Origin of the sequence: Idiomarina piscisalsi (genome assembly GCF_003987095.1) — a bacterium.
GTDB lineage: Bacteria > Pseudomonadota > Gammaproteobacteria > Enterobacterales > Alteromonadaceae > Idiomarina > Idiomarina piscisalsi.
Window position 1 is genome coordinate 92,481 of the sequence record NZ_PIQA01000013.1, and the last position, 21,841, is coordinate 114,321.

18 protein-coding genes are annotated in these 21,841 nt (G+C 49.6%); 11 read left to right on the top strand and 7 right to left on the bottom strand.

Annotation, left to right across the window (positions count from 1 at the left end; genetic code table 11):
- Positions 1–7 precede the first annotated feature (7 nt).
- The gene (locus CWI73_RS11200) at positions 8–2,449 is read right to left on the bottom strand and encodes a bifunctional aspartate kinase/homoserine dehydrogenase II (protein WP_126752859.1); all 2,442 of its coding nucleotides are present in this window, start codon (positions 2,447–2,449) and stop codon (positions 8–10) included.
- 187 nt (positions 2,450–2,636) lie between these two features.
- On the opposite strand from CWI73_RS11200, the gene metJ reads away from it, so the two are divergent.
- Positions 2,637–2,960 carry a met regulon transcriptional regulator MetJ gene (metJ, locus tag CWI73_RS11205; protein WP_053953393.1) on the top strand — a complete coding sequence of 108 codons (324 nt, stop codon included), beginning with the start codon at positions 2,637–2,639 and terminating at the stop codon, positions 2,958–2,960.
- On the opposite strand, the gene CWI73_RS11210 is transcribed toward metJ, so the two are convergent.
- Positions 2,957–4,201 carry a malic enzyme-like NAD(P)-binding protein gene (locus CWI73_RS11210; protein ID WP_126752860.1) on the bottom strand — a complete coding sequence of 415 codons (1,245 nt, stop codon included), beginning with the start codon at positions 4,199–4,201 and terminating at the stop codon, positions 2,957–2,959. The two genes, metJ and CWI73_RS11210, sit on opposite strands and share 4 nt — an antisense overlap.
- Positions 4,202–4,443: 242 nt before the next feature.
- The gene (gene rpmE, locus CWI73_RS11215; RefSeq protein WP_126752861.1) at positions 4,444–4,656 is read right to left on the bottom strand and encodes a 50S ribosomal protein L31; all 213 of its coding nucleotides are present in this window, start codon (positions 4,654–4,656) and stop codon (positions 4,444–4,446) included.
- 167 nt (positions 4,657–4,823) lie between these two features.
- On the opposite strand from rpmE, the gene priA reads away from it, so the two are divergent.
- The 5 genes from priA (at position 4,824) to hslU (ending at position 11,464) form a co-directional block, all read left to right on the top strand.
- Positions 4,824–7,034 (top strand): primosomal protein N', encoded by a 2,211-nt coding sequence (gene priA, locus CWI73_RS11220; protein ID WP_126752862.1) that lies wholly within the window; start codon positions 4,824–4,826, stop codon positions 7,032–7,034.
- 107 nt (positions 7,035–7,141) lie between these two features.
- A complete protein-coding gene (argS, locus tag CWI73_RS11225) occupies positions 7,142–8,884 on the top strand; it encodes an arginine--tRNA ligase (protein ID WP_126752863.1) in 1,743 nt (580 codons plus the stop codon).
- Positions 8,885–8,890: 6 nt separating this feature from the next.
- Positions 8,891–9,460, top strand: a complete 570-nt coding sequence (locus tag CWI73_RS11230; protein ID WP_126752864.1) for an SPOR domain-containing protein — start codon at positions 8,891–8,893, stop codon at positions 9,458–9,460.
- A 92-nt stretch (positions 9,461–9,552) separates the two neighbouring features.
- A complete protein-coding gene (gene hslV / locus CWI73_RS11235) occupies positions 9,553–10,110 on the top strand; it encodes an ATP-dependent protease subunit HslV (RefSeq protein ID WP_058578528.1) in 558 nt (185 codons plus the stop codon).
- 1 nt (position 10,111) lies between these two features.
- Complete coding sequence (hslU, locus tag CWI73_RS11240; RefSeq protein WP_126752865.1) at positions 10,112–11,464, top strand: ATP-dependent protease ATPase subunit HslU; 1,353 nt, start codon at positions 10,112–10,114, stop codon at positions 11,462–11,464.
- 15 nt (positions 11,465–11,479) lie between these two features.
- Here the strand turns inward: hslU and CWI73_RS11245 are convergent, their stop codons facing one another.
- Positions 11,480–13,549, bottom strand: a complete 2,070-nt coding sequence (locus CWI73_RS11245) for a putative bifunctional diguanylate cyclase/phosphodiesterase (protein ID WP_126752866.1) — start codon at positions 13,547–13,549, stop codon at positions 11,480–11,482.
- A gap of 160 nt (positions 13,550–13,709) precedes the next feature.
- Between CWI73_RS11245 and rraA the strand changes: the two genes are divergently transcribed.
- Both rraA and CWI73_RS11255 read left to right on the top strand, forming a co-directional pair.
- Complete coding sequence (gene rraA, locus CWI73_RS11250; RefSeq protein WP_053953384.1) at positions 13,710–14,195, top strand: ribonuclease E activity regulator RraA; 486 nt, start codon at positions 13,710–13,712, stop codon at positions 14,193–14,195.
- Positions 14,195–15,241 (top strand): formimidoylglutamase, encoded by a 1,047-nt coding sequence (locus CWI73_RS11255; RefSeq protein WP_126752867.1) that lies wholly within the window; start codon positions 14,195–14,197, stop codon positions 15,239–15,241. Before rraA ends, CWI73_RS11255 begins: the two co-directional genes overlap by 1 nt.
- Here CWI73_RS11255 and hutI read toward each other — a convergent pair.
- Positions 15,192–16,418, bottom strand: a complete 1,227-nt coding sequence (hutI, locus tag CWI73_RS11260; RefSeq protein ID WP_126752868.1) for an imidazolonepropionase — start codon at positions 16,416–16,418, stop codon at positions 15,192–15,194. The genes CWI73_RS11255 and hutI overlap by 50 nt on opposite strands.
- 113 nt (positions 16,419–16,531) lie before the next feature.
- On the opposite strand from hutI, the gene hutC reads away from it, so the two are divergent.
- From hutC to hutH, 3 genes are read left to right on the top strand one after another with little or no spacing between them, the layout of a single operon-like run.
- Positions 16,532–17,233 (top strand): histidine utilization repressor, encoded by a 702-nt coding sequence (hutC, locus tag CWI73_RS11265; RefSeq protein ID WP_100691270.1) that lies wholly within the window; start codon positions 16,532–16,534, stop codon positions 17,231–17,233.
- Between the two features lie 3 nt (positions 17,234–17,236).
- Complete coding sequence (gene hutU / locus CWI73_RS11270) at positions 17,237–18,913, top strand: urocanate hydratase (RefSeq protein WP_126752869.1); 1,677 nt, start codon at positions 17,237–17,239, stop codon at positions 18,911–18,913.
- A gap of 9 nt (positions 18,914–18,922) precedes the next feature.
- Positions 18,923–20,452 carry a histidine ammonia-lyase gene (hutH, locus tag CWI73_RS11275; protein WP_126752870.1) on the top strand — a complete coding sequence of 510 codons (1,530 nt, stop codon included), beginning with the start codon at positions 18,923–18,925 and terminating at the stop codon, positions 20,450–20,452.
- Between the two features lie 16 nt (positions 20,453–20,468).
- On the opposite strand, the gene CWI73_RS11280 is transcribed toward hutH, so the two are convergent.
- Together CWI73_RS11280 and dtd are read right to left on the bottom strand one after the other, a co-directional pair.
- The gene (locus CWI73_RS11280) at positions 20,469–21,371 is read right to left on the bottom strand and encodes a bifunctional GNAT family N-acetyltransferase/hotdog fold thioesterase (RefSeq protein WP_126752871.1); all 903 of its coding nucleotides are present in this window, start codon (positions 21,369–21,371) and stop codon (positions 20,469–20,471) included.
- Between the two features lie 4 nt (positions 21,372–21,375).
- Positions 21,376–21,813, bottom strand: a complete 438-nt coding sequence (gene dtd / locus CWI73_RS11285) for a D-aminoacyl-tRNA deacylase (protein WP_126752872.1) — start codon at positions 21,811–21,813, stop codon at positions 21,376–21,378.
- Between the last annotated feature and the right edge of the window lie 28 nt (positions 21,814–21,841).

Sequence of the window (21,841 nt, forward strand, 5' to 3'; positions counted from 1 at the left end):
ACAAGAATTATTGTCCGACAGACAGCTTCCCAAGTAGCTGGTTAAGGTCTGACTGCACACCGCCGGCTGTGACGTGCTTGCCGGCTCCCGGGCCGCTAATTACTAATGGCATTTCGGAATACCAGTCTGTGTAAATCACGAAGATATTCTCGCCTGGAATAAGGTTCGCCAGCATATCGCCCTCTGGTATGTATTCAATACCAATGCTTGCCGTGACTTTATTGTCCTGGCTTACCGAAAAGCTGGCCAGTAAGCGCGGGACTTTTCCGTCTTTCGCCGCTTCTTCCAGCATTTGGTTCATGGGTTCATCCATGTCCGTTACTTTATCCATAAACTCAGCCGCAGAAATGTCCCGCAAATGCTCTGGCACCAAGGACTGAACCTGTATGTCCTGCCAGTCAAGTTTTAAGCCAATTTCGCGTGCAAGAATAAGCAGTTTTCGGACTAAGTCCTGACAGGAGAGATCTTCGCGTGGATCCGGCTCGGTGTAACCTCGGGTCTTGGCTTCTTTGACTAAGTCACTAAAGTTGACGCCTTTGGTGAAATTTTCGAACAACCAGGACATTGTGCCGGAGAATATGCCCGAAATACTGCGAATTTCATCGCCTGAGTTACGCAGATCGTTAATGGCATAGTTAAGCGGAAGCCCGGCGCCAACTGTGGTGTTGTAAAGCCATTCACGTTTGTACTCGTGTTGAATGGTGCGTATTTCGCGGTACAAAGCTTCATCGGCCGAGCCTGCGCGCTTGTTGGCGCTAATAATGTGCAGGCCGTTGGCAAACAAGCTTGGGTACAGTTGCGCAACCTGCTTGGCGTCGGTTAAATCAATAACGACAAGTTCGTCATAAGGCGCGTTAGGTAGCTCTCTCAACAGTTCGGTTAACACATAAGGGCGTGCCAGACGGTCAAAGTCGTTGGCCCATTCACCTAAATCGACCCCGTTGTAGTCCAGCCAAAGCTGGCGCGAGTTAGCAATGCCAATAACCCGTACGTCCATGACTTGGTTAATACGGTCACGCTGCTGGCGGAACAACTCCAGCCAGGCACTGCCAATATTGCCGCGGCCAATGACTAAAACGCCCAAACTGCGGCGATAGTTAAAGAGCTGGCTGTGCAGACGGTTAAGCAGTCGGCTGTCGAGTGACTGCTCTAAAATGGCAACGGCGGAATCGCCTTTTTCACTGAGTACGAAGCGACGTACTTTTTGCTCAGACAGTTGCAGTTTGAAGGTCGAAAACTGATCGGTTTCCTGAATGCGATTGCCCACAATGGCCAACATTGAGTAGCCGCGAATTTGTGTAATGGCATCGTTGGCATCGACCTTGTCGAGCCACTCGTTAAGGTAGTCAGCATGGTTTTGATGAAAGACTAAATATTGAGTGTGATTCTCCGGCTCGACCCAGCTGACTAGTGGCGTTAAGTCCAGCTCGTCGAGTTTTTTAACAAGCGCTTTGTCGTGCAGCTGTACTTTAAACAGCAACACTTCAGAAAGCGACGTGAACACTTTGCCGCGAGGCTCGGTGTCGTGGAACTGCCCAATGCGGGTTTTCTGGTTTTCCACTTTCAAACTGGAGCGAACGGAAATGACCATGCGGTTACGGTCGACCGGCTGAAAGGTTCTGGGGTGCAGAACCGGACTGCCCAGGCGTGCTAATTCTTCCGCTTCTGTCCAGTCGAGCGTAGGCAAGCTGACAACACGTTCAACTTTACGCGGGTCTGCGGAATAAACGCCGGCAACGTCTTTCCAAATAGTCACTTGTTTTACGTCAAGCAGGCTGCCAACCAAAGTCGCTGAATAGTCGCTGCCGTTACGGCCCAATGTCAGGCTTTCACCATTTAAACCGCGTGCGATAAAGCCAGTGACAATAAAGCGAGTACCCGAGTGCGGGGCAACACGCTTGAGCAAATTCTCGCGTGATTTTTCGACCTGAATAACGGGTTCAGGGGCATCGGCGGCTAATAAGAAGTCACGGGCATCGATGTAGTCAGCGCGCGTACCTTGCTTTTGCAGTAAAGCCGCCAATAAGCGGGCAGACCAGAACTCACCGTAAGATAAAAGCTCTGCGTTGTGCTTTATTATTTCTTCGCCGGCCAGCCATTGACGCCAACGGGCAAAGTCTTTGCGTGACTGCTCAAGCAAACGTTCAGCCAAATCACCGCTTAATAACTCTGTAATAAGCCCCTGCTGAAACTGTTCGAGTTGGTCGAGTAAAATAGACGCCGTGTCGCCTGGATTGTCTTTGGCGTTAATAATGGCAAGTATGCGGTTGGTGGTGTCGCCAGCCGCCGAAACCACAACGAGATCACTGGCGCCGGCGTATTCTGTTACAATACGCGCAACGCGGCGGTAACAGAATGCGTCTGCTAAGCTGCTGCCGCCAAATTTATGTACTTGCACGCTGTCAGCCACGTTTTGTTTTTCTGCGTCAGTGATCGGTACGTCTGTCATCCCATTTTCCTTAATAACTCTGCGTCTACTGTGGCTTTGGAAAGCGCTATTTCCTTAAGGCTAAAATATTGTGACGCAAATGTCAGCAATTTTTAGCCATCTAGACGGATAAAAATTGACGGGGCGGCTCAGTTGGGTACAATTCAATATAACTTATGTGGTTTTGTTATAACGCAGGGCAAAAATAATGAAGTGGAACGGTGAATACATCTACCCATACGCTGAACATGGTCGTAAGAGCCAACAGGTAAAAAAAGTGACGGTGTCTATTCCGACCCGCGTACTGAAAGTTCTTACGGATGAGCGAACTCGCCGTCAGGTGAACAATTTGCGCCATGCTACCAACAGCGAACTACTGTGTGAGGCCTTTTTACACGCTTTTACAGGCCAGCCGTTACCCACAGACGATGACTTGAAAAAAACGAACCCTGAGAAAATACCAAAAGCGGTGCGAGATGAGCTGGAAAAACGTGGTTTGCCCATCCCCACCGACGACGAATTGGACGATTAATCCATCATATAATTGTCCGGCATATCGATTTTGGCGACGCCGGACTTCACTGCGGCCTCCGCAACTGCGCGGGCGACACGTTGACACAAACGCGGATCAATAGGCTTAGGGATAATGTAATCTCTGCCGAAGGTGAGCGACTTTTCACCCGCACCTTTTAGGACTGACTCAGGTACCTCTTCTTTGGCGAGTTGGCGAATGGCTTCCACTGCCGCCACTTTCATTTCGTCATTAATAGCCGTTGCTCGTACGTCTAACGCCCCACGGAACATAAACGGGAAGCAAAGTACGTTATTCACCTGATTTGGGTAGTCAGAGCGGCCTGTCCCCATAATAAGGTCATCTCGTGCAGCCATTGCTACTTCAGGTTTAATTTCCGGGTCAGGGTTAGAACAGGCAAATATCACCGGGTTTGGTGCCATGAGTTTTAACTCTTCCGGGCTTAATAAGTCGGGGCCCGACACGCCAACGAAAATATCCGCACCGTCAATAACGTCCTTTAATGTGCGCTTGTCGGTGTTGTTTGCAAATAATTGCTTGTACTCATTTAAGTCGTCGCGGCGTGTATGAATAACGCCTTTTGAGTCGAGCATATAAATGTGCTCGCGCTGAGCGCCGCATTTAATCAGCAGCTCCATACAAGCAATAGCGGCAGCGCCGGCACCTAAACAAACAATGCGTGAGTCAGCCAGTTTTTTACCCTGAATTTCCAGTGCGTTGAGCATACCGGCCGCAGTAACAATGGCGGTACCGTGCTGATCATCGTGAAAAACCGGGACATTACAGCGTTCAATCAGCGCTTGTTCAATTTCGAAGCACTCGGGCGCTTTAATATCTTCTAAGTTAATACCACCGAAGGTATCGGCAATGTTAGCGACCGTATTGATAAAGTCCTGTGTGGTGCGGTGACTCACCTCAATGTCTATTGAGTCCAGCCCGGCGAAGCGCTTGAATAACAGCGCTTTACCTTCCATAACCGGCTTAGAGGCTAACGGACCTAAATTACCTAAACCAAGAATAGCGGTGCCGTTGGAAATAACCGCGACCATATTGCCTTTTGCGGTGTAACGATAGGCATTGTCCGGGTCTTGCGCTATTTCTCGCACGGGCTCGGCAACACCTGGGCTGTATGCCAATGCTAAGTCTTTACTGGTTTCAGCAGGGGTGGTGAGCTCAACCGATATTTTTCCGGGGGATGGGTATTCGTGGTAGTCCAGTGCCTGTTGGCGAAAGTCAGTCATGAGGTACGTTGCCCAATTTGCGTTACTGAGAATAATGACAGTCTATCGCTTCTCAGTGAAGAAACAAATCATACCTCCCGTAAGTTAGCTGGCAGTAAACTTTTAGGGTGGTTAAAAGTACACCGGTTAACTTTTCTTTAACAATAGGCTTTTCAGCGGTGCGGGAAATAAAAAAGGCGCTGTTTAGCGCCTTTTCTAATAAATCTACTCTAAAGTAGCGTTTTCTATAGCTTTTCTTAGGCTTATTTCTTGCCCAGAGAGCCGAAACGCTTCTTAAATTTGTCAACACGACCACCAGTGTCCATTACACGTTGCTTACCAGTGTAGAATGGGTGGCACTCTGAACATACGTCAACCAGCAAGTCTTCAGTGCGAGTTGAACGAGTTTCAAATTTATTACCGCAAGAGCAAGTTACAGTAATTGCTTCGTACTTAGGATGGATACCTTGTTTCATGGGGTTACCTCAGTTATGGGCCGCATCGCCATTCGATCCAAAGCCGAACACCATGCGCAAAAAAACATCAATGATTTAAGAGCCGCGCATTTTATGCGATCCACGGCTTGTGATCAAGCATAATCTATTGCCTTGTATTATCGGTGTCCGCGTTTCAAAATAGAGCCATGACGCAAGCCAATACCAGTGGTGAGCGGCGCTATAAAATTGCGTTGCCACTGCCTCTTCGACAAACTTATGACTACCTGTGCAACAGCCCTGAGCCATTGCCGCAGGGCGTAAGAGTGCGCGTACCTTTCGGACAACGTCAGCTGGTTGGCTATGTTGTCAGTGAAGCAAATGATCCTGCGCCTGAATTTGAGCTGAAATACGTAAAAAACGTGCTCGACGCTAAGCGGTTATGGCCAGAGGATGTCTGGCAGCTCGTTAACTGGGCGGCCGATTACTACCACCATTCGTTGGGAGACGCGGCGGCAAACAGTTTGCCGGTGCTGTTGCGAAAGGGCGATGCACCCGAATATTTAACCGAAACCTTTTACGCGTTAACCGACTTGGGGCTGGCACAGTCCATTAACGATTTGAAAGGGGCAACACGACAACAGCAGGTGTTGGCCGCTCTGAAGCACCAACCGCTGCGGCGCAGTGACTTAAGTGATATTGGCGTAAGCTCGGCGGTGCTCAGGACCCTTCAGGATAAAGGTTGGATAACCGTTCAGGAGCGGGCGCCGGAGAAGCCGAAAGACTGGCGCAATCAGCAGACGGTACTGCGTGAGGAAGGTCATTCGCTGAATACCGAGCAGGCAGTGGCGGTATCGACCATTAACCAGCAGAGCAAGCATAGTACGTTGTTGCTGGAGGGGGTTACCGGCAGTGGTAAAACAGAAGTGTATTTACAAGCCATGCAGCCAGTGCTGGAACGTGGTGAGCAAGTGTTGGTATTAGTGCCGGAAATTGGTCTGACACCGCAGACCCTGCAGCGCTTTAAAGAGCGCTTCGATGTGCCTGTGGTGATGCTGCACTCTGCCATGAGTGACCGCGAGCGCTTAAATACCTGGCTGGATGCAAAGCACGGCCATGCTGCCATTGTTATTGGCACCCGTTCGGCAGTGTTTACCCCCTGCCAGAAGCTGGGTCTTATTGTTGTGGATGAAGAGCATGACTTGTCTTACAAACAGCAGGACGGCTTTCGGTATCATGCGCGGGACTTAGCTACAAAGCGCGCGGCGCTTTTAGACATACCACTAGTATTGGGCAGTGCGACAGCTTCGTTAGAAACATTAAATAACGCGGTGAGTAAACGCTTCCACTGGCTTCAGCTGGGGCAGCGTGCCGGCGGCGCAAAAATGGTCAAGCACGAGCTTATTGACTTGAAACAGCAGCCGGTAAAAGCGGGTATTTCAAAAGCGTTGCAGGAGCAAATTCAAACCGAAATTGAGCGCGGCAATCAGGTGTTACTGTTTTTAAACCGCCGTGGCTTTGCACCGGCTTTGATGTGTCATGAGTGCGGCTGGCTGGCACAATGTCACCGTTGTGACGCTTATTACACCGTGCATAAGACTCACCAGCAACTGCAGTGTCACCATTGTGGTAGCCAGCAACGAATACCGCGACAATGCGGTTCGTGTGGTTCGCCGCAGCTTATTTCGCACGGGGTCGGCACCGAGCAGCTGGAACACACATTAAAAGAAATGTTCCCGGGGCGAGGTGTGCTGCGCATAGACCGAGACTCTACACGTCGTAAAGGTCAGCTGGACGAATACCTGCAAAAAGCGACTAATAACGAGTACCCGCTGTTGGTTGGTACGCAAATGCTGGCAAAAGGGCACCATTTTCCCAATGTCACTCTGGTCGCTTTACTGGATGTCGACGGCGCGCTTTACAGTGCCGACTTTCGCGCTGCGGAACGCCTGGGGCAGCTGTATACCCAGGTTGCGGGACGCGCCGGGCGAGAACATAAAGCGGGTAAAGTGGTACTGCAGACTCACCATCCTGAACATGAACTTATTCAGGATTTGCTTAATAATGGGTATTCGCATTTTGCGTTAACCGCCCTTGCTGAACGTCAGCAAAGTGAGTTACCGCCATTTTCATATTTGGCACTGTTTCGGGCAGAAGCAACCGACCGCGACGCGGTCATACAGGCAATGACTCAAATTCAGCAGTTAATGCCCGACGTAGAAGGGGCTTTTTTATTAGGCCCAATGCCGGCCCTGATGGAACGTAAAGCCGGTCGTTACCGGTATCAATTGCTGTTACATTGCTCATCAAGGAAGCTGCGGTTTCAGCTTATTGAGCACTTGCTGCCGCAAATTAACGCCTTGCCGTTATTGAAAAAAGTACGTTGGTCGCTGGATATCGACCCACAAGACTTTAGCTGATTAACGCTTAAGCGGTTTTTTTTATCGGGCGTAGCGATTAAACTATACGCTTTGGATTTGAACGTCTTGAATTTCCTCTTCGATTTTTCATACAGGTAGTCGCATTAATGAAAGAACAACTTGAACAGTTACTGGCCGAAGCGATTGGTCAACTTAAAGCACAGGGCACATTGCCTGATGATCTCCCAGTAAATATTAAGTTGGACCGTCCCCGAGACAAATCGCACGGTGATTTCGCGACGAACCTCGCGCTGATGTTAGCGAAGCCTGCTAAGTCAAACCCGCGTCAGTTAGCAGAAGCCATTATTGAGGCAATTCCAGAAAATACGTTGCTGGCAAAAACTGATATTGCCGGGCCGGGTTTTATTAATTTCACGATTTCACAAGACCAGTTGAAAGATCAGCTAGGCGCTATGTTCAGTAGTGACCGCCTGAACGTTGATGTTGCGGATAACAGTGAGACCATCGTTATTGATTACTCGTCACCAAACCTGGCGAAAGAGATGCACGTAGGCCACTTGCGCTCGGCTATTATCGGCGATGCGGTGTCCCGCGTGAGTGAATTTTTAGGTCACAAAGTCATTCGTCAGAACCATGTGGGCGACTGGGGCACACAGTTCGGTATGCTGTTGGCGTATATGGAAGCGCTGGATAATCAGTCGGCTGAATACGAACTGAGTAACCTGGAAACCTTCTACAAAGCGGCGAAACAACGCTTCGATGAAAGTGAAGAGTTTGCTGATCGCGCACGTCAATTGGTGGTGAAGCTGCAGTCTGGCGACGAGTATTGTTTGAAACTGTGGAATCAGTTTATTGATGTGTCACTCAGTCATTGCCAGGACGTTTACGACCGTTTAGGTGTTAAGTTAACGCGCGACGACGTCATGGCAGAAAGCGCTTACAACGATAAGCTGCCGGGCGTTATTGAGCACCTTCGTGAAAAAGGGCTGTTAACGGAAGACCAGGGCGCACAGTGTGTTTTCTTAGACGAGTTTAAAGGCAAAGAAGACGAGCCTCTGCCAATTATTGTTCAGAAAAAAGGCGGCGGTTACTTGTATGCAACCACTGACTTAGCAGCTATTGAATATCGCCAAAAAGTCTTAGGCGGTGACCACCTCATGTACTTTGTCGATGCGCGTCAGTCATTGCACTTTGACCAGATTTTTACACTGGCTCGCAAAGCCGGTTTTGTCGAAGGTGATATCAAACTTGACCATTACGGTTTCGGTACGGTTATGGGCAAAGACGGTAAGCCATACAAGAGTCGAGACGGTGGTGTGACTAAGTTGGCCGACTTGCTGGACGAAGCGGAGCGCCGCGCACTGGAGTTGCTGCAACAAAAAACAACGGACCTAACCGAAGACGAGCAAAAACGTGTTGCTGAAGTGGTTGGCATTAGCTCGGTGAAATACGCCGACTTATCGAAAAACCGCACCAGCGACTACATTTTCGACTGGGATCACATGCTGACGTTTGAAGGGAATACGGCACCGTATTTGTTGTACGCCTTTACCCGTGTGAACAGTATTTTTTATCGTCTGGGTGAGACCGGCTTTGATGAAAGCGCCGACTTCATTCTAGACGACGAGCGTGAACTTGCGCTGGCAAACCAACTGGTTCGTTTCAACGAGGTGTTGGTTCAGGTGCAGAATAAAGCCATGCCGCACTTCTTATGCGGTTACTTGTTTGATTTGGCGGGGCGTTTCTCGAGCTTCTACGAAGCCTGCCCAATTTTGAATCAGGAAGATGAAGCACTGCGCAATAGTCGTTTGAAGCTGGCAAGGTTAACGGCCAATGTCTTGAAACAGGGCTTAGATTTACTGGGTATTCCAACGCTGGAGAAAATGTAGTTGAGTATGGATTACGCGAATCGTAAGCCGAAGCAAAACAAACGCAAGCCGTCGAAGAAAAAAGGCAACAATAAGAAAACTCAGCGTGGTGCAAAGCCGGTTCATGACAGACAGCCTGTACCCTGGGTTATTGTGATTATTGCGATCGCAATTATTGCTGGCTTTGTCTATTTTCTGGTGTCTATTAGCGGCAAGTCGGAGGAGCAGGCCAACCAACCTGAAGTTCAGGCACCGCCGGCGGATCTGCTTCCGGAGAAGTCAGCTGAGCGCTGGCGCTATATTGAAGAGCTGGAAAGCAAAGAAGTGGAAGTCGACGTGCCTGAACGCGAAGTGGGACCGCCTAAGCTTATGCAGTGCGGCTCATTCCGTCAGCAGTCAGACGCTGAACGTTTGCGCGCCCAAATTGCTATGGCGGGGTTAGAGTCACAAGTTCGCGCCACCGAAGGTAGTAACGGCTTGTGGTATCGCGTTATCCTGGGGCCTTATGAAACCAAGCGTGATGCCGAGCGTGATCGCCATAAGTTGCAGCGTAATCAGGTATTTGGTTGCGCTATCTGGAACTGGAACATCGATTAGTCCTAACTCACCATTGAAAAATTCTCAAAGGACCCTCAGATACTGGTCATCGTTGTCAGAAATTGACGCAAAGACAAAAAGAGGGTCCAGATTTGACTACTATCGTATCAGTACGCCGCGGTGACAAAGTTGTCATTGGTGGTGACGGCCAAGTATCTCTTGGCAACACTGTAATGAAAGGCAATGCTCGCAAGGTTCGCCGTCTTTATAATGACCAGGTGTTGGCTGGTTTTGCCGGCGGTACAGCGGACGCTTTTACCTTATTCGAACGTTTTGAAGCTAAGCTCGAACAGCACCAGGGCAACCTTATGCGTGCTGCCGTCGAGTTGGCGAAAGACTGGCGTACCGACAGAGCGCTGAGACGTCTGGAAGCGTTATTGGCGGTTGCCGACAAAGAGTCCTCATTGATCATTACCGGGAACGGCGACGTCGTACAGCCAGAAAATGACCTTATTGCTATTGGCTCGGGCGGGCCGTTTGCCCAATCCGCCGCTCGCGCTTTATTAGAGAATACTGAACTAAACGCCCGCGATATTGTGGAAAAATCACTGACCATAGCGGGTGATATCTGCGTTTACACCAACGGCAATCAGACCATCGAAGAGCAAGAGTCGATTGTCGAAGACAAGATAACTAAGGGGAAAAGTTAAGATGTCGGAGATGACCCCAAGAGAAATCGTTGATGAATTGAACCGCCACATTATTGGCCAGGATAAGGCTAAAAAAGCCGTGGCGGTGGCGTTAAGAAACCGCTGGCGCCGTATGCAGCTCGATGATGACCTGCGTCAGGAAGTGACGCCTAAAAACATTTTGATGATTGGCCCAACCGGTGTGGGTAAAACTGAAATTGCCCGCCGCTTAGCGAAGTTGGCAAAGGCGCCTTTTATTAAAGTTGAAGCGACCAAATTCACCGAAGTGGGTTACGTCGGTAAAGAGATTGAGTCCATTATTAAAGATCTGACCGACGTAGCGGTGAAGCAAACGCGCGAAGAAATGATGCAGCGTGTGCGCTACCGTGCGGAAGAAGCGGCAGAAGAACGTATTCTGGATGTGCTGTTGCCGCCGGCTAAAACCGCGAATCAATCGGGTTGGGCGCAGCAGGAAGAAAAGACTGAAAGCGAAGAGCAGCGCGGTACGCGCCAGGTATTTCGCAAGAAACTGCGCGAAGGTCAGTTGGATGACAAAGAAATTGAAATTGATTTAGCCATGCCGCAAATGGGTGTTGAGATTATGGCACCACCGGGTATGGAAGAAATGACGTCGCAGCTACAAAACATGTTCCAGAACATGGGCAGCGACAAGACCAAAGCACGCAAAATGCGTATTAAAGACGCCTATAAACAGCTGGTTGAAGAAGAAGCGGCCAAGCTGCTAAACCCCGATGACGTTAAAGAAGCGGCCATTGAGTCGGTTGAACAGAACGGCATTGTCTTCTTAGATGAAATTGACAAAATCTGTAAGCGTGGCGACACCAGTGGTCCGGATGTTTCCCGTGAAGGTGTGCAGCGTGACCTGCTGCCATTGGTTGAAGGCACGACGGTGAACACTAAGCACGGTATGATTAAAACCGACCATATCCTGTTTATTGCTTCTGGTGCTTTCCAGATGAGTAAGCCGTCGGACTTAATCCCTGAATTACAGGGGCGCTTGCCTATTCGTGTTGAACTGGAAGCGTTAACCAGTGGTGACTTTGTGCGCATTCTGACAGAGCCAAGTGCCTCGCTAACAACGCAGTATCATGCGTTATTAAACACCGAGGGTGTTGAGGTGAACTTTACCGAAGACGGTATTCAACGCATTGCGGAAGTGGCTTTCCACGTGAACGAAACGACCGAAAACATCGGTGCACGTCGTTTACACACGGTGCTGGAGCGTTTAATGGAAGAAATTTCATTCAATGCAACCGACCACAGTGGTGAGAAATTGACGGTCGATGCGGCCTACGTAGATGAACACGTTGGGCAGCTGTCACAAGATGAAGACTTGAGTCGCTTCATCCTGTAACACCATTTAAGTGAGTTAATAAGCCGCTACTGCCTCGGGTCGTAGCGGTTTTTTATTGCTTTGAATTTGGCGTTCAATAAATTGCTCGGCAAATTGTTGACGCATCGGCGGCGAGTAGAAGTAGCCCTGCATCATGTCACAGCCAAGCTTTTGCAAAATATCCTGCTGCTCTTCGGTCTCAATGCCTTCAGCAATGACTCGCTTGCCCAAACCGTGAGCCAAACGAATCATGGCTTTTAGAATAGTGACATCGTTATTGCTGTGTTGCAGCTCGCTAATAAAACTGCGATCAATTTTAATTTTATTAATAGGCAGTGAACGTAAATACGCCAGCGAAGAGTGGCCCGTGCCAAAGTCATCTATCGCGATACCGTAACCCATTTCACGTAACCGTTGAATCACGCTCATGCCGTTATGTAAGTCTGACATGGCAACATTTTCAGTAATTTCCAGCTCTAGCCATTCTGGTTCAATACCAAACTCCTGCTGCAGGCGTTCCATTTTCTCAATAAGCTGGAAATGCTGGAATTGGGGCGCCGATAAATTCACTGCAATAGGCCAGCACATACCAAACAGACGTTTCCAGTGCATAAGAATGTTCGCTGCCTCATTAAGCACCCAATCATCAAGCTCAGCCGACAACCCTAACTGGTCAATGTAGGGCAGGAACTCGACCGGACTCAGTAGGCCTCGCTCTGGGTGCTGCCAGCGAATAAGAGCTTCAAAGCCACAAAGCTGTTGATGATCAAAATCGAACTGCGGCTGCAGGTACAGCTGGAATTCGTTGTCGTTCATTGCTTTACGCAGTACCGGCTCCATATCCACCAGGTGTGAATACATCTCGTCCATACCCCTTTCGTAAAAGGTGACTATGGGTTGGTGGGACTCTTTGGACTGCGTGAGTGCGATAGTTGCCTTGTTGATAAGCACTTCTGAACGCGTTCCGTGTTGCGGATACCGTGAAATGCCCACACCAGCAACGATATTGACAGTTTCATCGTTAACTTCAATGGGCTCAGCAATGCGGTTTTGTATTTCCACGGCCAGGTCTTTAATACGGTCGCGGCTTTTCAAATGGTCAAAGGCAACGGCAAATACGTCACCACTAATGCGGGCAACAGTCAGCGGTTGCTTATAGAAATTTTGCAGACGTCTGGCGACTTCTTTGAGGACCTGGTCGCCACCGCGAATACCCATGTTTTCATTAACCACTTTAAAACGGCTAATACCGACTAACATGACCGTTAAATGACGGTTATTACTGCGAGAGTACTCAATGAACAGCGGGATTTTACTGACTAACTGATCGCGGTTAGACACGCCGGTCAGTGCGTCATGAGTATGCAGATACTCGGCGCGCTGAATAGCGCGAACGGCGGTATTTCGCTCGGACTCTAACAACCAAATAATGATCCCGACCATAATGGCGGCAATAATTATAACGGTGACTAACGCCTGGAAGCTAAGTAGCCAGTCCAGTGAATTACCGGTAATGGCATACAGCCCATAAAGTACGATGAAGTTCTTTATACCAATGCTGAGAAAGCCCGCAGAAACTAACTTAGGGCCAACGCCTGAGCCCAAACGCCGCCACATGAAAACACCGATAATGAATAAAGCCAGGCCAGTAACCAGAAAGTGCATAAAGCCTGAATTTGGGCTACTCGATGTGTAGCTAATGGAAGGCTCTAGCCAGAAATAAGAAATAATGCCGCCAAACAATGACGCGGCATAAGCAACGTATAGCCAGTATTGCTTCGGCTTATTATTAAAAACAGCACAGCTGGCGCCCAGACCAATAAAGGCTATAGCTAAATATTGCAGGGTCAGCGCAATACCTTGTAAGCCACTGGACCAGCCCAGGGTTGATTCCGGATCGACCATGGCGCTGCCGGCTAATAGTGCCCGAATAAGTTCACTGGGGCCAAAAGCGAAACAGGCAAACGACCAGTAACGCAGATAATCTCGGCGGTAGAAGCTATAGTAATACAGGAGTAGGGCTGCGAAACCCAGCAAAAACAACGCTTGTATTGAATGCGTAAAGGTTTCTATGGCCAGACTGGTGATCAGATCGAGCTGAGGCATTAAGATTTAATCTGCTTTTATTATTCTTATAGTTACCTAGATTAAACGGGTTTTTATTCTATAATTCAAGAGGTTCGTTCACTGCTATTGAATCCTTTAGTAATAAGAGGATAGCAGGTATACTCCTAGCCCTAGCCAACAGCGACTTTAGGATACGCTCATGGAATACAATACTTCAGAACTTTGTGACCTATATCCCGACATGGTGGATGTGGTAGAACCCATGTTTGAATCCTACGGCGGACGACCGTCTTTCGGTGGGCGCTTAGTGATTGTTAAATGTCACGAAGACAAAGGCATTATTGAAGAAACAGTCGCCGAAGACGGTGGGGGTAAAGTGCTCTTAGTCGATGGCGGTGGCTCCTCACGTCGTGCACTCATTGATGCGGCCATTGCTGAACAAGCTATGGACAACGACTGGGAAGGCATTGTTTGTTACGGCTCGGTCCGCGATGTTGATGCGCTGGAAGAGTTGGATATTGGTATTCTTGGCGTCGCTTCAATTCCGGTTGCTGCAATGAGCGACGGTATTGGCGAATTTAACGTGCCGGTGAACTTCGGCGGCGTTACCTTCCTGCCTGACGATCACCTATACGTTGACACTACAGGCGTTATCTTGTCACCAGAACCACTTGATATTGAGTAATGAGTGATATTTCTTTTCTGGAACTGACGGACCCGGCGAAATGGGTCAATGTCAGAGAGCATGAAACGAAAATAGGTCAGGCAATACGGGTTCTTTCAGAAGAAGGTACCTACGAAGAGAGTTTAAAAAGTGCCTGGGAAGACGGTCAGCGCGTTGCTTTAGTCGGTATTCCGGAAAGCATTGGTGTGCGAGGAAACCTAGGACGCGCAGGCGCAGAAGACGGTTGGCAGGCGTTCTTAAAAAGCTTTCTGAACCTACAAAAAACTGGTTTATTATCCACCCACGAATTGCTGTTAGTTGGTGCCGTAAATTGTGCCGACTTGATGGATACAGCAGCAGATTTAGACGCGAAAAACCCACACGACTTAGCGGAATTAAGAGAGCTTTGCGCGCAAGTGGATGCGCGCGTTCGCGCCGTTGTAACCCCGCTGTTTGCACAAGGTTTTGAAGTTATTGTTATAGGCGGTGGCCATAATAATGCCTACCCGCTTTTGAAAAGCTTGTCGGAAGCCTCTGAAGAGGCTTGCGGCTCCGTCAACTTAGACCCCCATGCAGACTTTCGTCCAAGAGAAGGCCGTCATTCTGGTAATGGCTTTAGTTATGCTTACATGGAAGGCGCGTTAGAATATTACCATGTGGTTGGCCTGCACCAGGGGAAAAACTCAGCCGAAAGCTTACGACAGCTGCAACACGCTGGTATGCGTTATCACACCTTACACCGACTGTACGAACGCCCATTTTATGAAGTGATGGATGAAGTGGTTGCCAAAGCAGATTCCTGGCAACGTCCGTTAGGTATTGAAGTGGATGTCGATGCACTAAATGCGGTGCCAGCCAGCGCTGTTAACTATGCAGGGTTGAGTTTGGCGCAGGGTTTTCAGTATGTAAAACGCTTGTCTGAAGTTAATGAAACCCGCTATTTGCACTTAGCAGAAGCGGCGCCGTCGCTGTGCAGCGCCGGTTTTGAAGAAGGTATGAAAATATGTGGTCAGCTGCTTAGCGAGCTGACCACGGCTTACTTACACGGTCGTGAGCGACGCCGTTAAACCACAATGTTTGCAGTGGGTTAACCCCGGTTTGGTAGGTTAGCTCTGCTGCGTCCTGACATTTCCATAATGCTAAGTCAGCGTAATTTCCTTCAGCGATAACGCCTCGTTTATTTTCTCCCAGAGCTTTAGCCGCGTTGACCGTAACGCCCCGCAAGCATTCCTCGGGTGTTAAATGAAAGAAGGTTGCCGCCATTTGTAGCATCAGCGGTAAATTATGGATGGGCGACGAGCCCGGATTAGCATCGGTTGCTACCGCCATAGGCACTTTATATTTTCTTAATAACTCAACGGGGGGCTTTTGAGTATCGCGCAGGAAGTAGAAAGCGCCGGGTAGCAATACGGCCACAGTACCGTTCTCGGCCATTGCTTTAACACTGTCCTCGTCTAACTGCTCTAAATGGTCAGCCGACAGCGCTTGATACTCAGCCGCCAGTTTTGCGCCTTGTTGGTTGGTAATTTGCTCGGCGTGCAGCTTCACAGGCAGGCCAAGGGCTTTGGCCTTTTCAAATACGCGACGAGTTTGTTCAATGCTAAAACCAATGCTTTCACAAAAGGCATCAACCGCATCGACAAGGCCTTCCTGAGCTAACGTCGGCAGAATGCTGCTGACAATGTCATCAACGTAACCGTCGGCGTTATCTTTATATTCAGGTGGTACGGCATGCGCAGCAAGTAAGGTGGTCTTCACGTTTAGGGGCAGTTTTTCGGCCAACTGACGAGCGACCTTTAACTGTTTTCGCTCGTTTTCCAAATCGAGACCATAACCAGACTTCACTTCCAGCGTAGTGACGCCTTGTGACATGAGCGTTTCTGCACGCTCTAATGCAAGTGCCAATAACTCTTCTTCGCTGGCTTCACGAGTGGCTTTGACGGTACTTTTAATACCACCGCCCTGCTCGGCAATTTCCTGATAACTGATGCCATGCAGGCGCTGTGCAAATTCATTAGCGCGAGACCCGGCCCAGACTAAATGTGTGTGGCAATCGATAAGTCCCGGTGTCAGCAAACCACCTTGACCGTCAACAACGTCTGCTGTTGGCGTTGCCGGGGCATCATAAGCAGGCCCCACAAACTCAATTTTACCGTCGTTAATAATAACCACGGCGTCGTGTATGAGCCCATAACCGGCGTCATCAGACATGGTAGCGGCGGTAATATTCTCGATGCGCTGCATAATTATCCTTCCTTATTTGCGATAGAAAAATAATAGCAAAACAATCTTGTATATACAATTATTCTCCACTAAACTTTCTCACCACAACTGCCTGTTTAGCGGTGAGGAATGCAGTGAATAAATTTACGAAAATTAAAGAGCACATTTACCACAAAATTGAGTCTGGCGAGTGGCCTGAAAACCACCCTGTTAGCTCGGAGAATGCCCTTTGTAAACAGTTCTCTGTGAGTCGAATGACAGCGCGCAGAGCATTACAGGAGCTGGCTGACGAAGGGTTAGTGATACGCACTCAGGGCTCTGGCACTTATGTAGCGCCTATCAAGTCGCAAACGTCATTTATGGCCATTCGCAACATTGCCGACGAAGTACGATCGCGTGGTCATGACTACCGCGCTAAAGTGCACCTGCTGAAAGAGCAGCCGGCCTCGGCACAAATTGCCGAAGCGTTAGAGTTAGAGGAAGGTGCTCCTGTGTATCATTCGCTGATAACTCACTACGAAAATGACCAGCCGGTGCAGCTAGAAGAGCGCTTCGTTAACCCGACGCTGGTGCCTGACTATCTCAAACAGGACTACAGCAAAGTGACACCGCACGAATATCTCTGTGTGGTGAGCCCACTGACCGAAGCCAGTCACCAAATTGAAGCTATTTTACCGGTTCATTCGGTGTGCCAGTACTTAAGCATAGACCGTCATGAGCCTTGTTTACGAATTTTTCGCCGCACCTGGAGCTCTGGTGGCGTGGTCACTTTTGCCACGCTGACGCATCCGGGCTCTCGTTTTAAATTAGGCGGCCACCTAACGTTTAAGGAGTAACGTATGTCATTCACCCGTTTGGATAAAAGTCGCAAAATAAGCGCACCTCACGGCACCGAGCTAACCACTTGTAACTGGCAGGTAGAAGCGGCCAAGCGCATGCTCATGAACAACCTGGATGACGAAGTGGCGGAGCATCCGCAAGCTTTGGTTGTTTATGGTGGTATTGGCCGAGCTGCGCGCAGCTGGGAATGCTATGACAAAATTGTAGAGACGTTAGAGCGTTTGAAACCAAACGAGTCATTATTGATTCAGTCAGGTAAACCAGTGGGCGTATTCCCAACGCATGAAGACGCGCCACGTGTGCTTATTGCAAACTCTAACCTGGTGCCCGAATGGGCGAACTGGGACCACTTTAACGAGCTCGATAAGAAAGGTCTGATGATGTATGGCCAGATGACCGCCGGCTCGTGGATTTACATTGGCTCGCAGGGCATTGTTCAGGGTACTTACGAAACCTTTGGTGCGGTGTCACGTCAGCATTTCGACGGTAATGCAAAAGGTAAGTGGGTACTTACTGGCGGTCTTGGTGGCATGGGCGGCGCTCAACCGCTGGCCGCGACTATGGCTGGCTTTTGTATGCTTGCCGTTGAGTGTGATGAAACCCGCATCGATTTTCGTTTGCGTACCCGTTATGTCGACCACAAAGCCACCAGCCTCGATGAGGCTATGCAACTGATTAACGATGCTAAAGCCAAAGGCGAAGCAATTTCTGTGGGTTTATTGGGCAATGCGGCAGATGTCTATGCAGAGCTTCAAAAACGCGGCGTAACGCCAGATGTTGTGACCGACCAAACGTCAGCGCACGACCCGCTGCATGGTTATTTACCTCAGGGTTGGACACTGGATGACTACAAAGCGAAGCAGGAAAGCGACCCCAGCGGCACCGTAGCGGCCGCGAAAGAGTCGATGGCAGTGCAGGTGCGCGCTATGCTGCACTTCCAGAAAGAAGGCGCTGCGGTACTGGATTACGGCAATAACATTCGTCAAATGGCTAAGGACGTTGGCGTTGATAACGCCTTTGATTTCCCGGGTTTTGTACCGGCATACATTCGTCCGCTGTTCTGCGAAGGCATTGGCCCATTCCGCTGGGTCGCGCTTTCGGGTGACCCGGAAGATATTTACAAAACTGACCAGAAAGTCAAAGAGCTCATTCCGGACAACGAGCACTTACACAACTGGCTGGATATGGCAAAAGAGCGTATTAGCTTCCAGGGCTTGCCGTCACGCATTTGCTGGATAGGTCTGAAAGACCGTGCCCGCATTGCTCGCGCGTTTAATGACATGGTTAAAAATGGCGAATTAAAAGCGCCAATCGTAATTGGTCGAGATCACTTAGACTCAGGCTCCGTAGCCAGCCCTAATCGCGAAACAGAAGCCATGCAGGACGGTTCAGACGCAGTTTCCGACTGGCCATTGCTGAATGCGTTGTTGAATACAGCTGGCGGCGCGACCTGGGTGAGCCTGCACCATGGTGGTGGCGTAGGTATGGGTTATTCTCAGCACGCGGGTGTGGTGATTGTAGCCGACGGTACAGAAGCAGCGGATAAACGCTTAAGCCGCGTACTGTGGAATGACCCGGGTACGGGCGTTATGCGCCATGCCGACGCTGGTTACGACATTGCGAAAAACTGCGCCCGTGAACAAGGGCTTGATTTACCCATGCTGGATACGAAGTAAGGAGGTTGCATGAGTCATTTTGAATTACAGCCAGGAAAGCTGCAGCTAAGCGATTTGCGCAGCTGGTTTTACGAGCATCAGACGCTGAAGCTGTCTGATGAAGCAAACGACAATATTGCTACTTCCGCAAAAACTGTTGCTGATGTTCTGGAGCAGGGACGCGTGGTTTATGGTATTAACACAGGCTTTGGCTTGCTTGCGAATACTCGTATTCCACCTGAGCGTTTGACTGACCTTCAGCGCCGAATTGTATTGTCGCACGCCGCCGGCACTGGCGACTTAATGGAAGATGCCGTTGTACGTTTAATGCTGCTATTAAAAGTAAACTCGCTGTCCCGCGGTTTTTCCGGCGTACGCCCGGTTGTCATTGATGCGCTCATTAAGTTGTTGAATGCAGAAGTGTATCCCTGCGTTCCTGAAAAGGGCTCAGTGGGTGCTTCAGGCGATTTGGCGCCATTGGCACACATGGTATTACCGCTGCTGGGCGAAGGCACGGTGCGCTATAAAGGTGAGGTGTATGAGTCAAAAGAGGGAATTAAGCATGCAGGACTTGAGCCTCTGGAATTAGCACCGAAAGAAGGTCTGGCCTTACTGAACGGAACTCAGGCATCGACAGCATTGGCCTTGGCGGGTCTGTTCCGAATTGAGCGTAACTATCACGCGGCGATTTTGGTGGGCGCCACATCGGTAGAAGCTGCTATGGGCTCTCGAGCGCCATTCGATGAGCGTGTTCATGCTGTGCGTGGTCAGCCCGGCCAAATTAAAGCAGCCGAAATGTTCCGCCATGTGCTGACAGAAACGTCAGAAATAGCCAAAGATCACGAAGATTGTGAAAAAGTGCAGGACCCTTATTCATTGCGCTGCCAACCTCAGGTTATGGGCGCAGTTCTTGATCAAATGGAGCATGCTTCAGCGATTTTAGAGCGTGAAGCTAATGGTGTCACCGATAACCCGTTGGTATTCAGTGAAGAGCAGGATATTATTTCAGGCGGTAATTTCCACGCTGAGCCTGTTGCTATGGCAGCCGATATTCTGGCTATCGCTGCCAGTGAAATTGGAGCTTTGTCAGAACGCCGCAGTGCGCTACTTATCGACAGCAACCTAAGCAAGTTGCCAGCATTTTTGGTCAACGATGGTGGGGTCAACTCAGGCTTCATGCTGGCGCAGGTGACCGCAGCAGCATTGGCTTCTGAGAATAAAACCTTGGCGCACCCGGCTTCTGTCGACAGTATGCCAACCTCTGCTAACCAGGAAGATCATGTTTCGATGGCGACATTTGCAGCGCGCCGGTTGACCGATATTGCTAAAAATGTCAGTGACATTATTGCTATTGAATGGCTTGAAGCGGCACAGGGTTTGGACTTCCGTCGCCCGCTGAAAGCTTCGGCAGCGGTTGAAACCGCCTTTAATTGCTTACGTGAACAGGTGGCTTACTACGACCAGGACCGCTATTTTGCCCCGGACATTAAGGCAGCCAGTGACTTGATTCAGAAGGGTGAGTTAGCGGCAGTAGTGAAACTACCGCATATTTTTTCGTAAGTTTTGGTTCTAAGCGTTAGTCGCGCTTAGCTAATACAACGAAGCGGCCGGTAAACTCAGCGACCGGTCGCTCTTCATCCAAAATTTGCGCCTTCATCATTAAACGCGCATTTTTACCTTCTTTGAGTGCTGAGAAGTCCCCCGTGACATCGCTTAACCGGGCGACTGCCCGCGGCTCTTGCGTGACCGGCTTATGATAATGAATATTGCCGTCACCTAAAACAACTGAGCCTTCCAGCTCTCGTTCGAGCAGTTGCAAGTGCAGTAAACCCCAGCACGTCAATGTGCCTAATGAATAGATACTGCCGGCAAACATGGTGCCATGCACATTGATGTTACGTGATAACTGCGCGCGGGTTTCAAAGACACGGCCGGTATACTGATGAATTTTAATACCCATGGCGTCGGAGATAGGAATGTCGTCCTGCCAGGTCTTTTGCAATTCTGCACACCAGTCCGGACGGTAAATGATACGGTTGTAGTCGTTAAATGACTTGCGTAGCTGGTGTTCAGCCATGGGGTTGTTGACAGTATCCGCTTCTTCAACAACGTCGTAGCCGCATTTTTTATAAAAACCGATGGTGTTATCGCGCGAGTTTATGACAACGTGGGTTGCGCCCTCTTGGCGTGCGGCTATTTCTAACGCATAAATAATAGCAACACCATGCCCCTCGCCGCGGTACTCTGGTGCAACCGCCATAAAGCGAATTTGTGCTTCTTCCGGGCTGTTAAAGTGAAGCCGACCAACAGCAACGGCCTCATCGGCTTCATTTACCACCATGCGATGGTGACCAACTTGATCGTATTCATCCTGCTCAGAGCCTAGTGGGCGCTGAAAAGGCTCCCGCAGTACCCGCCAGCGGAGGTAATAATAACGTTCAAGTTCGGTGTCGGTTTGCGGTGTTATAACGCGATACATGGCATTACACCCTTAACTCAAACGTAACGGGGCCGTCATTGACCAGTTCAACCTGCATATCGGCAGCGAACTGACCGGTTTCGACAGGTAAGCCCTGTTTGTTCATAGCCTCGCAGAACCTTAAATATAGCGCGTTCGCCTGGTCAGGCGTTGCTGCTGACGAAAAGCTGGGGCGGCGGCCTTTGCGTGTATCTGCTGCCAGTGTGAACTGTGACACTACCAGCACAGAGCCTGACTCATCAATAACGCTGTTATTCATCTTGCCTTTGCTGTCTGTGAAAACACGGTAATTAGCAATGCGTTGAGCCAACTTGTCAGCGGCTGCTTCGTCGTCTGCGTGCTCAACACCCAGTAATATGAGCAACCCTTTATCAATAGCGCCGACTATCTGGTCGTCGACTGTAACTTTCGCTCGCGATACGCGCTGAATCAGTCCTATCATGTTAACCTGAGTCTGTTAAAACGAACCT